This window comes from Blastococcus sp. KM273128 (genome assembly GCF_021698975.1).
GTDB lineage: Bacteria > Actinomycetota > Actinomycetes > Mycobacteriales > Geodermatophilaceae > Blastococcus.
The window spans coordinates 1-12643 of sequence record NZ_SSXA01000099.1; the positions used below are offsets into that span (position 1 = coordinate 1).

The 12643-nt window shown below is 76.0% G+C and carries 13 protein-coding genes; 10 read left to right on the forward strand and 3 right to left on the reverse strand.

Annotation, left to right across the window (positions count from 1 at the left end; genetic code table 11):
* A partial coding sequence (locus tag E9529_RS19665) for a protein kinase (RefSeq protein WP_236832959.1) occupies nt 1–886 on the forward strand: 886 nt, incomplete at its 5' end.
* Between the two features lie 51 nt (nt 887–937).
* On the opposite strand, the gene E9529_RS19670 is transcribed toward E9529_RS19665, so the two are convergent.
* Together E9529_RS19670 and E9529_RS19675 are read right to left on the reverse strand one after the other, a co-directional pair.
* On the reverse strand, nt 938–2416 hold the full coding sequence (locus E9529_RS19670) for an aldehyde dehydrogenase family protein (protein WP_236832960.1): 1479 nt from the start codon (nt 2414–2416) through the stop codon (nt 938–940).
* A 47-nt stretch (nt 2417–2463) separates the two neighbouring features.
* Entirely contained in the window at nt 2464–3090 is a 627-nt protein-coding gene (locus E9529_RS19675) for a universal stress protein (protein ID WP_236832961.1), read from the reverse strand.
* A 109-nt stretch (nt 3091–3199) separates the two neighbouring features.
* Between E9529_RS19675 and rpe the strand changes: the two genes are divergently transcribed.
* From rpe to E9529_RS19715, 8 genes are all read left to right on the forward strand, one after another.
* Entirely contained in the window at nt 3200–3871 is a 672-nt protein-coding gene (gene rpe / locus E9529_RS19680; protein ID WP_236832962.1) for a ribulose-phosphate 3-epimerase, read from the forward strand.
* Nucleotides 3868–4944: a bifunctional diaminohydroxyphosphoribosylaminopyrimidine deaminase/5-amino-6-(5-phosphoribosylamino)uracil reductase RibD gene (gene ribD / locus E9529_RS19685; protein WP_236832963.1), complete on the forward strand. Its 1077-nt coding sequence runs from the start codon at nt 3868–3870 to the stop codon at nt 4942–4944. The genes rpe and ribD overlap by 4 nt, the downstream gene beginning before the upstream one ends.
* A gap of 1 nt (nt 4945) precedes the next feature.
* Complete coding sequence (locus E9529_RS19690; protein ID WP_236832964.1) at nt 4946–5569, forward strand: riboflavin synthase; 624 nt, start codon at nt 4946–4948, stop codon at nt 5567–5569.
* A complete protein-coding gene (locus E9529_RS19695) occupies nt 5566–6885 on the forward strand; it encodes a bifunctional 3,4-dihydroxy-2-butanone-4-phosphate synthase/GTP cyclohydrolase II (RefSeq protein ID WP_236832965.1) in 1320 nt (439 codons plus the stop codon). The genes E9529_RS19690 and E9529_RS19695 overlap by 4 nt, the downstream gene beginning before the upstream one ends.
* Entirely contained in the window at nt 6882–7409 is a 528-nt protein-coding gene (ribH, locus tag E9529_RS19700) for a 6,7-dimethyl-8-ribityllumazine synthase (RefSeq protein WP_236832966.1), read from the forward strand. The genes E9529_RS19695 and ribH overlap by 4 nt, the downstream gene beginning before the upstream one ends.
* Nucleotides 7406–7669, forward strand: coding sequence for a phosphoribosyl-ATP diphosphatase (locus E9529_RS19705; RefSeq protein WP_236832967.1), 264 nt, complete (start codon nt 7406–7408; stop codon nt 7667–7669). The genes ribH and E9529_RS19705 overlap by 4 nt, the downstream gene beginning before the upstream one ends.
* Nucleotides 7670–7760: 91 nt before the next feature.
* Complete coding sequence (gene hisG / locus E9529_RS19710) at nt 7761–8627, forward strand: ATP phosphoribosyltransferase (protein ID WP_236832968.1); 867 nt, start codon at nt 7761–7763, stop codon at nt 8625–8627.
* Between the two features lie 11 nt (nt 8628–8638).
* The gene (locus E9529_RS19715) at nt 8639–9091 is read left to right on the forward strand and encodes an SSI family serine proteinase inhibitor (RefSeq protein WP_236832969.1); all 453 of its coding nucleotides are present in this window, start codon (nt 8639–8641) and stop codon (nt 9089–9091) included.
* A gap of 16 nt (nt 9092–9107) precedes the next feature.
* On the opposite strand, the gene E9529_RS19720 is transcribed toward E9529_RS19715, so the two are convergent.
* Nucleotides 9108–10115, reverse strand: coding sequence for a DUF2877 domain-containing protein (locus E9529_RS19720; RefSeq protein WP_236832970.1), 1008 nt, complete (start codon nt 10113–10115; stop codon nt 9108–9110).
* A 389-nt stretch (nt 10116–10504) separates the two neighbouring features.
* On the opposite strand from E9529_RS19720, the gene E9529_RS19725 reads away from it, so the two are divergent.
* Nucleotides 10505–12298: a PucR family transcriptional regulator gene (locus tag E9529_RS19725; protein WP_236832971.1), complete on the forward strand. Its 1794-nt coding sequence runs from the start codon at nt 10505–10507 to the stop codon at nt 12296–12298.
* Nucleotides 12299–12643: the final 345 nt, after the last annotated feature.

A 12643-nucleotide genomic window follows, 5' to 3' on the forward strand; every position in this document is an offset into this window, starting at 1 on the left:
GGACGGCGGCCCCGTGTGGGCCCCGCCGCGCGGCAGCCACCTGGTCCCGGGGCAGCTGGCCTGGGACGAGCTGGCCGTCGGGCACCACTGCCAGACGTGGTTGTGCTGGTCGGTGGAGCTGTGGCAGCCGACCTTGGTGAAGGTCGCCCGCCCGGGCTGGTCCCGGCCGCGCTGGACCAGGGCGCTGGGGCGGGAGGCGCGCGCCCTGCGGGCGGTGCGGCACCCGGTCTTCCCGAGGTTGCTGGGGGACGGCACCCGCACCGCGCTGCCGCACCTGGTCCTCGAGCACCTGGACGGCCCCGCGCTCGACGAGGTCGTCGGCGAGGACGGGCCGCTGCCCGCCCCCGACACGGCACGCCTGGGCGTGGCGCTGCTCTCGGCCCTGCGCGGCCTGCACGCGGCCGGCCACGCGCACCTGGACGTCTGCCCGGACAACGTGCTCCTCGTCGACCGCCGCGCGCGCCTGGTCGACCTGGGCGCCTCCCGCCCGCTCGGGCACGTGCTGCGCCGCGGGGAGGAGGTCGGCACCGACGGCTTCGTCGCCCCCGAGCTCGCCGCGGCGCGGGGCGGGCCGGTGACGGCGGCGATGGACGTCCACGGGGTCGGCGCGACGTTGCGTGCCGCCCTCGACCCGGGGAGCGGTGCCGGGCCCCTGGACGGCGTGCTGGACGCGCTCACCGACCCGGACCCCGGCGCCCGGCCGACGGTCGAGCAGGCGCTCATGCTGCTCGTCCGGCGCACCGGGCGGGGGGCGGACCGTGCGTGGCCGCGCTGGGCCGACCGCGAGCTCGCCCCCGCCGCACCCCGCCGCCGAACGCCGCGCCGCCTCGCGGCCCAGGTCCGGACGGGCGTCGGGGGCGACGAACGCCTGGCGGCCGGCGGGTGACCGCCACGAGCTCGTCGCCCCCGAGCGGGGCTCCGGGGGTCCGCCGGGCCGTCAGAAGGGGAACTGCCGGCGCGTGTGCTGGACGCTGATCCAGTGGTCGGTGGTGAACTCCTCGATCGCCCACTCGCCGCCGAACCGGCCCAGCCCCGACTCCTTCTCGCCGCCGAACGCGGTGTTGTTCTCGTCGTTGAGCGGTGAGTCGTTGACGTGGGTCATCCCGGCCTCCACCTGCAGCGCGAAGTTGACGCCGCGCAGCGTGTCCCGGGTGAAGACGGCGCTGGAGAGCCCGTACTCGGTGTCGTTGGCGATGGCGAGCGCGTCGGCCTCGTCACGGGCCCGGATGATCGTGGCGACCGGGCCGAACACCTCCTGCCGTGCGGTGGCGACGTCGTTGCTCCCCAGCAGCACGTGCGGGGGCAGCACGGAGCCGATCGGGCCGGTGGGGTCGCCACCCAGCAGCTGCTCGGCGCCGTCCTCCCGCGCCTGGGCCACCTTCTGCTGGATGCCCTCGAGCTGCTTGCCGTTGATGATGGGGCCGATCACGGTGTCGCCCTCGCGCGGATCGCCGGCCTTGAGCCCGCGCACCCGCTCGACGTAGCGGTCGACGAACTCGTCGTGCACCGCGGCGTCCACCACGATCCGGTTGGTGATCATGCAGACCTGGCCCTGGTGGAAGAACTTCCCGAAGACGGCGGCGTCGACGGCGTACCCCAGGTCGGCGTCGTCGAGGACGACCAGCGGGCCGTTGCCGCCCAGTTCCAGCGACAGCTTCTTCAGCCCGGCCTTCTCGGCGATCCCCTTGCCGACCGGCGTGGAGCCGGTGAAGGACACCACGCGCGGCGTGGGGTGGCTGACGATCGCGTCGCCGATGTCCCGGCCGGCGCCGATGACCACCGAGAGCAGGCCCGGGGGCAGCCCGGCCTCCTCGTACACCTTGGCCAGCAGCAGGCCGCCGGTGACCGGGGTGTCACCGGCGGGCTTCAGGACGACGGCGTTGCCCAGCGCCAGGGCGGGGGCCACCGAGCGGTTGGACAGGTGCATCGGGACGTTCCACGGGCTGATCACCGCGACCACGCCCACCGGGCGCCGGTAGACGCGGCTCTCCTTGCCCTCGATGTCCGCGGGGAGGATCCGGCCCTCGACGCGGTACGGGTAGGACGACGCCTCGTGGAAGTCGCGCAGGGTGATCGCGAACTCGAACTCGGCCGCCGGGGCGGCGGCACCGCTCTCGCGGATGTGCCACTCGACGATCTCGTCCTTGCGGGCCTCCATGATGCGGGCCGCGCGGCGCATGACGTCGGCGCGGTCGCTGGGCAGCCGGGCGGCCCACTCCCGCTGCGCCTCCTTCGCGGTCGCGTAGGCCTCGTCGAGGTCGTCGGCGTCCGCGAGCGGGATCTCGGTCAGCGTCTCGCCGGTGTAGGGGTCGGTGTCGGTGGCTGTCTTGCCGGCCCGCCCGGCCCGCCAGCCGCCGCCGATGGGCATCCGGTCGAAGCCGTCGTAGCGCTCGGGTGCGGGAGTGTCGGAAGCCATGGGTGCGGCCCTACCCGGTCGTCCGCAACGGACACGTCGCGGCGCGGTCAGCCCGTCGCGGGCCCGGCGAGGAGCACGGGGACCGGGGAGTGCCGGGTGACGTGCTCGGCCACGCTGCCGAGCACCCGGTGCGACAGGCCCCGGCCCCTCCGGCCCACGACGACGACGTCGGCACCCTCCTGCGCCGCGACGTCGAGCAGCGCGGACGCCGGCCGGCCGCTCACGATCTCGACCACCGGGCGCTGGCCGGTGAACCAGCCGGCCCGCTCGGCCAGCAGCGCGCGGCACCGGTCCCGCTCGGCGGCGTCCTGGAACTCGACGACGTCGGGGTCGACGGCCGTCACCAGCACCACCCGCGAAGCCGCGACGTCGAAGAGCCGCACCGCGTCGCGCAGGGCCCGGTCGGACTCCGCGGAGCCGTCGACGCCCGCGACCAGCGTGACCGCGCTCGCGTCCCCCGGCATCTCGTCGTCGGTCACGGGCGTGCGCTCGACCACCCGGTCCTGGCTCCGGGCGCGCTCGAGCGCCATCGGCACGAAGAGCGGGCCCAGCACCGCGCCGAGGAAGTACCACTGCGGCGCCCGGAAGCCGCGACGGCCGAGGAAGAGGGCGGCCCCGAAGCCGGTGGCGACCCAGATGACCAGGACGAGGGCGACGAAGACGGACGTCGGCACGGCGGTACCTCCCGTGGCTCGCGGGGGCACCATCGCCGCGCCCCTCACCCGGCTGACGCCCGGCGGACCCCTCCGGTTCCCGGTTGGCGGGCACCTAGACTCGGCCGACGTGCCCCGCGAACCGATGATCGCCCCGAGCCTGCTCTCCGCGGACTTCGCCCGGCTGGCCGACGAGGTGGCGCGCGTGGCCGACGCGGACTGGCTGCACGTCGACGTCATGGACGCCCACTTCGTCCCGAACCTGACCCTGGGGCTGCCGGTGGTCGAGGCGATCCAGCGGGTCAGCCCGGTGCCGCTGGACTGCCACCTGATGATCGAGGACCCCGAGCGCTGGGCGCCCGGGTACGCCGAGGCGGGCGCCCGCAACGTGACCGTGCACGCCGAGGCCTGCCGCGACGCCCGCGCCGTCGCCCGGCACATCCGGGCCGCCGGGGCGCTCGCCGGGCTGGCGATCAAGCCGGGCACGCCGCTGGAGGGGCACCTCGACGTGCTGCGGGACTTCGACACGCTGCTGGTGATGAGCGTCGAACCCGGCTTCGGCGGCCAGTCGTTCATCGCCGACGTGCTGCCCAAGGTGCAGGAGGCCCGCCGCCTGGTCGACAGCGGTGAGCTCACCCTCCTGGTCGAGATCGACGGCGGCATCAACGCCGACACCATCGAGCAGGCCGCCGAGGCCGGCGTCGACATGTTCGTCGCGGGGTCGGCCGTCTACGGCGCCGACGACCCGGCGAAGGCGATCGCCGCGCTGCGCGCGCGGGCAGCCGCCGCGATGCGCGAATGACCCCGTCCCCGCACGAGGCCGCCGCCATGGCCCGGGCGCGCGACCTCGCCGCCGCCGTCCTCGGGACCACCAGCCCCAACCCCGCGGTGGGCGCGGTGGTCCTCGACGCCGACGGCGTGATCGCCGGCGAGGGGGCCACGCGCCCGCCCGGCGGCCCGCACGCCGAGGTCGTCGCCCTGGCGCAGGCCGGGGAGCGGGCCCGCGGCGGCACCGCCGTCGTCACCCTGGAGCCGTGCGCGCACACCGGTCGGACCGGCCCGTGCGCCGACGCGCTGCTCGCCGCCGGCATCTCGCGGGTCCTCGTCGCCGTGCCCGAGCCCACCGAGCTGGCCGGCGGGGGAGCCGAGCGCCTGCGGGCGGCCGGTGTCGACGTCGTCCTGGGCGTGGAGCAGGATGCCGCCGAGCGCGGCGCGCTGGCCGGCTGGCTCACCGGCGTCCGCGAGCAGCGCCCGTACGTGATCTGGAAGGTCGCCGCCACGCTCGACGGGCGGGTCGCCGCGGCCGACGGCAGCAGCCGCTGGATCACCGGGCCCGAGGCGCGCGCCGAGGTGCACCGGCTGCGGGCCGGCTGCGACGCCGTCGTCGTCGGCTCCGGCACCGCGCTCGCCGACGACCCGCAGCTGACCGTGCGCGACGCCGACGGCCGGGACGCGGACCGGCAGCCGCTGCGCGTCGTCGTCGACCGCCGGGACCGCCTGCCCGCGACCGCCCGCGTGCTGGACGACGCCGCCCCCACCCTGGTCAGCCGCGCCGGTACCCCCGCGGAGCTCCTCGCCGAGCTCTTCGCGCGCGACGTGCGCCGCGTGCTGCTCGAGGGCGGACCCACGCTCGCCGCCGCCTTCCTCCGGGACGGGCTGGTCGACGAGGCCGTCGTCCACCTCGCCCCCAAGCTGCTGGGCGCCGGACGGTCCCTCGTGGACGACCTGGGAATCACCGGCATCGGCTCGGCGCTGTCCCTCTCGGTCGCCGGTCTCACCCCCCTGGGCGGGGACGTGCAGATCCGGCTGCACCCCACCCGGCACACTGGTGGGAGCACCCGCACCGGCGGGGACGACGTCGACGGAGGGAGCTGAGGTGTTCACCGGCATCGTCGAGGAGGTGGGCACCCTGGCCGCCCGGGAGGACCAGGGCGACTCCGCCGTCCTGCGCATCCGCGCCCGCACCGTGCTCACCGACGTCTCCCTCGGTGACTCGATCGCGGTCAACGGGGTGTGCCTCACCGTCACGGGCGTGCAGCCCGGTGAGGACGGCAGCGGCGTGTGGACCACCGACGTGATGGCCGAGACGCTGCGCCGCAGCAGCCTCGGCGCCGTCGCCGACGGCGAGCCGGTCAACCTCGAGCGCGCGGTCGCCCCGCACACCCGCATGGGCGGGCACATCGTCCAGGGCCACGTCGACGGCGTCGGCCGGATCGCCTCGCGCACCCCCGCCGAGCACTGGGAGGTCGTGCGGATCGCCCTCCCGGCCGACCTCGCGCGCTACGTCGTCGAGAAGGGCTCCATCGCGGTCGACGGCGTCTCGCTGACCGTGAGCGCCGTCAGCGACGCCGCCGACCCCGAGCCCTGGTTCGAGGTCAGCCTCATCCCCACCACCCTCCGCGAGACCACGCTCGGCGCGCGCGCCCCGGGGGAGCCCGTCAACCTGGAGGTCGACGTGATCGCCAAGTACGTGGAACGCCTGCTGGGAGCACGCGCATGAGCGAGCCGCGCACCCGGCTGGACTCCATCGAGAGCGCCATCGCCGCGATCAAGGACGGCCGCCCGGTCGTCGTCGTCGACGACGAGGACCGCGAGAACGAGGGCGACCTCATCTTCGCCGCCGAGCTGGCCACGCCCGAGCTCGTCGCGTTCATGGTCCGCTACACCTCCGGCTACGTCTGCGTGGCCGTGACCGAGGCCGACGCCGACCGGCTGGACCTGCCGCCCATGCACCGGGTGAACCAGGACCGCCTCGGCACCGCCTACACGGTCACCGTCGACGCGCGGGAGGGCGTCACCACCGGCATCTCGGCGGCCGACCGCGCGCACACCATCCGCACCCTGGCCGCCGCCGACACCACCTCGGCCGACCTGGCCCGCCCCGGCCACGTCGTCCCGCTGCGCGCCCGCGACGGCGGCGTGCTGCGCCGCCCCGGCCACACCGAGGCCGCCGTCGACCTGGCGCTGCTGGCCGGCCTGCGCCCGTCCGGCGTGCTGTGCGAGATCGTCAGTGAGAAGGACCCGGTCGGCATGGCCCGCGGCGAGGAGCTGCGGGTCTTCGCCGACGAGCACGACCTGGCGATGGTCTCCATCGCCGACCTGATCGCCTACCGCAAGCGCTTCGACAAGCTGGTGGAGCGGATGGCCGAGGCGATCGTCCCGCTGGCCCCGGGCACCTTCACCGCCGTCGGCTACCGCAGCTCCTACGACGACCGCGAGCACGTGGCGTTCGTCTACGGCGAGATCGGCGACGGCGAGGACGTCCTGGTCCGCGTGCACTCCGAGTGCCTCACCGGCGACGTCTTCGGCTCGCTGCGCTGCGACTGCGGGCCGCAGCTGCAGGCCGCCCTGGCCGCCGTCGCCCAGGAGGGCCGCGGCGTCGTCCTGTACATCCGCGGGCACGAGGGCCGGGGGATCGGCCTGCTGCACAAGCTGCAGGCCTACCAGCTCCAGGACATGGGCGCCGACACCGTCGACGCCAACCTCGACCTCGGGCTCCCCGCCGACGCCCGGGACTACGGCACCGGCGCGCAGATCCTCGTCGACCTCGGCATCCGCACGATGCGCTTGCTGACGAACAACCCGGCCAAGCGCGCCGGGCTGGAGGGCTACGGCCTGCGGGTCCTGGGCCGGGTGTCGCTGCCCAGCCACGTCACCGCGGAGAACCTCGGTTACCTGCGCACCAAGCGCGACCGCATGGGCCACCTGCTCGACATCATCGAGCCCGAGACCGAGTCCGGGCCGGCCGACGCCCCGGGCGCCACGACCGTGCCGGGCACCGACGTCCCGCTCGGCCAGGACGAGCAGCCCGCATGAGCGGCACCGGAGCACCCGAGGCGGCGCCCGTCGACGCCACCGGCCTGACGCTCGGCGTCGTCGCCACCACCTGGCACGCCGAGATCACCGGGGCGCTGCTGGACCGCGCGGTCGCCGCCGCCGCCGCCTGCGGCATCGCCGCCCCCACCGTCGTCCGGGTGCCCGGCGCGGTGGAGCTGCCGGTCGTCGCCCAGGCCCTCGCCGAGCGGCACGACGCGGTCGTGGCCCTGGGCGTGGTCGTGCGCGGCGGGACCCCGCACTTCGAGTACGTGTGCGACGCGGTCACCGCGGGGCTGACCCGCGTGGCCCTGGACGCCGGCAAGCCCGTGGGCAACGGCGTCCTCACCACCAACGACGAGCAGCAGGCCCGCGACCGGGCCGGGCTGCCCGGCTCGGCCGAGGACAAGGGCTGGGAGGCCACCCTCGCCGCCCTGCAGACCGCCCTCGTGCTCCGCGAGCTGCGCACCCCCCAGCGGCAGACCGGGTTCTCCGCCACCCCCGTCGGCCAGGAGGCCCGCGCGTGAAGACCTTCGACAGCCTGTTCGCCGAGCTCACCGCGAAGGTGGCGGCCGGGGACGCCGCCTCCGGCACCGTCGCCGCGGTGCGGGACGGCGTGCACGCGGCCGGCAAGAAGGTCGTCGAGGAGGCCGCCGAGTCCTGGATGGCCGCCGAGCACGAGGGCGAGGAGCGCACCGCCGAGGAGATCAGCCAGCTCCTCTACCGGGTGCAGGTCCTCATGCTGGCCCGGGGCCTCACCCTCGACGACGTCTACTCTCACCTCTGAAGAAGGACCCTCGGGCCCCCCACGACACGCTCCGCGCGCCGCGGGTCCCTGCCCGAGGGCCGGTTCCATCACGTCACCTGGGAGACCTCGAGTGCTGCGCGTCGCTGTGCCGAACAAGGGTGTGCTGAGCGAGCCGGCGGCGGAGATGCTCGCGGAGAGCGGGTACCGCCAGCGGCGCAGCGCCAAGGACCTCGCCGTCTACGACCCGGACAACGACACCGAGTTCTTCTACCTGCGCCCGCGCGACATCGCCGTCTACGTCGCCGCCGGCACCCTGGACGTCGGCATCACCGGCCGGGACATGCTGCTGGAGACCGCCCCGGCCGACGGCGAGGGCCCCAGCGCCGTGGAGGTCATGCCGCTGGGCTTCGGCCGCTCCTCGTTCCGCTTCGCCACCCCGGTGGAGTCGGAGATCCGCGACGTCGAGCAGCTCGCCGGCAAGCGCATCGCCACCGCCTACCCGGTGCTGCTGCGCCGCTACCTCGACGAGCAGGGGCTCAAGGCCGACGTCGTCAAGCTCGACGGCGCGGTCGAGACCGCCTGCCGCCTCGGCGTCGCCGACGCGGTGTGCGACGTGGTCGAGACCGGGACGACGCTGCGCGCCGCCGGGCTGCACATCATCGGGGAGCCCGTGCTCAGCAGCGAGGCGATCCTGGTCCGCCGCCAGGGGGCGGAGGAGATCCCCGCGGTGGCGCAGCTGCGCCGGCGGCTGCGCGGCGTGCTGGTCGCCCGGCAGTACGTGATGCTGGACTACGACTGCCCGAACGAACTGCTGGACCGGGCCACCGCGGTCACCCCGGGCATCGAAGGGCCGACGGTCAGCCCGCTGCAGACGCCCGGCTGGTCGGCCGTGCGCGCGATGATCGCCCGGAACGACACCAACCGGGTCATGGACGAGCTCTGGGAGCTCGGCGCCCGCGCGATCCTGGTGACCAGCATCCACGCCTCCCGCATCTGATGAAGGGGGCCGTGGCGCTGCTGCTCCTGGCCGGCGTGCTGCTCGCCGGCTGCGCCACCGGCCCGGGCGGCGCCGGTGGCACCGCAGCGGACCGTTCCGCGGCGACGGGCGTCGCGCAGGCCGACGACGACCTGATCGTCGAGGTGGACCGCGGGAACGGCACCCCCCCGGAGACGTGGACCCTGACCTGCGCGGCCGGCGCGGGCGGCACCCACCCGCGGGCCGAGGAGGCATGCGCCCACCTGGCCGGCATGGCGGCGCCGTTCGCCCCGCTGCCCGACGACCTGGTCTGCACCGAGCAGTACGGCGGCCCGCAGACCGCCCACGTCACCGGGCGCTGGAACGGGGAGCCGGTCGACCTGCAGCTGTCCCGCGTCGACGGCTGCCGCATCTCCCAGTGGGACTCCCTGGGCCCGCTGCTGCCCGTCCCGGTGGGGGAGCAGCCGCTGCCGCCGCTGGGCTGACCGCGGCGACCCCGGCTCAGCGCACGCGGGCGGTGCGGTCCACCAGGTCGATGGCCGTGCACAGGCCCAGCGCCATGGCCCGCCCGCTGGTGGCGCCGGTGGCCAGCAGCCGCGCGATCGCCGGGGCCAGCGGCCGCTCGCCGACCAGCCCGCGCAGGACCGCCGCGTACTCACCGCTGACCTGCCCGGCGGCCGCGTGCCGCAGGAGCGCCCGGGACAGCTCGGTGGTGCGGCCCCCGGCCATCGAGCACACGCCGGACGCGAAGCGCTGCGCCGCGGGGTGGCCGAGGAGCACCAGCCCGGCGATCGTGCCGGCCACGACGTCATCACCGGCCGGTGTGAGGCCCGGCCCCAGGCCGATCAGCCGGGTCGCGGTGCGCAGCGCCGCCTCCAGGTCGGCCCGGCGCACCGCGCCGCGGAGCGCCGCCAGCGGCCCCCCGGGACCGGTGGGCAGGCCGGGCAGCGTGAAGGAGCTGTGCGGCACGCCCTCGCCGTAGAGGGCGTTGCGCAGCTGGCGGACGCCCTCGGGCAGCAACGCCGGGCGTCCACCGGGCAGCCGCGGGCGGGGGTCCCACCAGGCGGAGGCGCTGACGGCCAGGTCGCCGACGACGACCCGCCCGCCACCCACCTCGGCGGGAGCCCCCGTGGGCACACCGACCAGCGGCCGCCCGTTGCTCGGGCGGAAGAGGACGCAGCCCAGCGGCAGCCGGGCGGCGTCGCTGGTGAGCAGGCCGACGACCTCACCGCCCCCGCGCTCGCCGAGCACCTGGACGTACACCGCGGCCGGCACGCTGAGCAGCACGCGCGCCGGCCGGACGGGGCCGCGCAGCACGTCGGCCACCGCGGTGCTCGCTGCGGCGGGCACCGCCCCGGGCGTGGCGACCACCGGGGCCGGGCGGGTGCCGGGGCGCGCAGAGTCGCGGGGCAAGGGGATCGCCGGCGCCCCCATCCGCGCGGTGCGGCCGCGCCGGGTGAGGTGGTCGGTCGAGCCGCTCCGGACCTCGGTGTCGTCGATCGCGCGCATGGGACGCCTCCACCCGTCGGGACACGGAGGCCGGTGGGTCGGCGCTCCGCCCTCGCCCACCCGCTCCCGGGGACGGTGCGCGGGCCGCCGGCGGGGCCGCCTACCATCACCGGGAAGGTGGAACGAGGTCGAACCTAAGCGGCGCGTCGCACGCCCTCTTATGGCGGATGTCGCCAAGAATGGGGTCCGGCGTCCGGGGACACCTGACAGGCTCCTGCCGTGTGGCACCCTGGATGACGACTGGAAGGGGATGCCTTGTGACCCAGAGTGATGCGTCGCTCAGGTCGTCCACCCACGGTAATGGAACCACCCCGTTCCGTCGCAACTGGGCGGTCGCCGAGTCGCCCCCCTCCGACCGGCGTGACGAGCGCGCGAGCTGGCAGCAGCGCATGGGGCTCACCGTCGAGGACGCCCTCGCTCTCCCGGTCCTCTCCGGGACCTCCGTCACCGGCGGGGCCGCGGGGCTGGGCCGCGTGGTCCGCCACATGGTCGTCGACGACCCCGCCGAGCCGCTGGCCGCGGCCGGCCCCGACGTCCTCGTCGTCCTCGGGGCGCGGCTGCCCCCGGCCGACCCGGTGAGCTGCCGGGCCCTCGTGGAGCGGCTGGACGCCGTCGGCACCGCGGCGCTGGCCTACCGGCGGGTCGACGGGCCGCCGCCACTGCCCGCCGAGGTGCTCGCCGAGGCCGAGCGCCGCGGGCTCCCGGTCCTCGCGCTGCCGCCGGCGGCCCGCCTCGACGAGATCGTCTCCGGCGTCCTGGGCGCCGTCGTCGCCAAGCAGGGGGAGGCCCTGGCGCTCTCCTCCCGCATGAACGACGAGTTCACCGAGGTCGCGCTCACCGGGGGTGGCCTGGCCGAGGTGACCCAGCGCCTGGCCGTGATGCTCGAGGGCGCCGCCGTCCTCGGCCTGGGGCCCGACCGCGAGGTCGTCACCAGCGCCGGCCCGGCCGACGACGTCGCCGAGATCAGCGACTGGCTCTGGCTGCTGGACGCCGCCGCCGACGACGAGCTGGCCGCGATGGCGCCGTCGCTGCGCCTCTCGGGCGTCCGGGCCGACCAGACGGTGGTCACGCCCGCCGACCTCTCACCGGCCGACGGCATCCTGCTCGTCCCGGGGCACCACGAGCTCCCCGGCGGCATCGGCGAGTACGCCGTGGCGCCGATCATGGCCGGCGAGCAGCGGCACGGCTGGCTGGTCGCCGTGCACCGCACCGGCGCCATGATGCTCGGCGCCGGTGGCGTGCTGGAGCGGGCCGCGGTCATCGCCGCGCTCTCGGTGATCCGCCTGCAGGCGGTGCACTCGGTCGAGCTGCGCTTCCAGGGCGACCTGGTCCGCCGGCTGGTGGGTGGCTCGGTGGGCCACACGGAACGGGCGCTGGCCTACACCCGCTCGTTCGGCTGGCGCCTCGACGGACCGGTCGCGGTGCTGGTGACGGCGACGGAGACCATGGCCGACACCGCGTCGGACCCCACCCGCGCGCTCGACGTCCTGGACCGGCTGGCCGACGGCTGGCGCGCCGCCCTGGAGTCGGAGGTCGCGGGCGCGGCGGTGGCGGGGCTGGCCACCGAGATCGTGACGCTCCTGCCCCTGGACGGGCGCACCCCCGAGGAGCTCTCCGCGCTGGTGTCCGCGGTCAGCTCCCGCGTCAACGGGCGGCTGCGCCGGGTCGGCCGGGTGCTGGGGACCGGGATCGGCCGGCCCGCCGGATCGCTCTCCGAGCTCGCCGAGGCCCACCGCCAGGCCCAGCGCGCCCTCGGCGTGGGGCTGGAGATCCACGGCGTGGCGGCGGTCACCCACTTCGACCAGCTCGGGGTGTTCCGGCTGCTGTCGCTGATCCCCGACAGCACCGAGCTGCGGTCCTACGTCGACGAGGTGCTCGGCCCGCTGGCCGACGCCGTCGACCCCGACTCCGCCGACCTCCGGGAGACCCTGCGGGTGCTGCTGGAGACCAACCTCAACGTGGCGGAGTCGGCCCGGCGGCTGCACTTCCACTACAACACGATGCGGTACCGGATCGGCAAGCTGGAGCGCATCCTCGGGTCGTTCACCACGGACCCGACGCTGCGGCTGAACCTCCTGCTGGCGCTGCACGCCGCCCGCATGCGGGGCCTGGACCAGCCGGCCCGGCCCCCGCTGGACGGCGGCATCGGGCTGCCGGACGACGGCTTCGACGCCCTGCTCTGACCGACGAGCGGTCGTGCACCGACGCCGTCGCAGGCACCCGGTCGGAGCCGGGTGGCCTCGACATCCTGGTGGCCGGGGCGCCGGGGTCGTGCGGCTGGGCGCGATCGCGGGCGCCGACAGCGAGGACTGGCGCGCGGGGTGCGGTCGGGGGGCCGGCCTTCGGCGCCAGCCACGATCAGGGTCCCTGACCCCGGAGCGTCCTCCCTCACGGCGCACGGTGAGGGAGGACGCCCGACGATCAGGTCACCCGGAGTCAGGTGGTGGTCGCACCGCCTCGATGAGGGGTGGATGCGGTGGCGGTCACCAGGTCGACGTTGCGGGTGTTCTGGCGGGCGATCGCGGAGG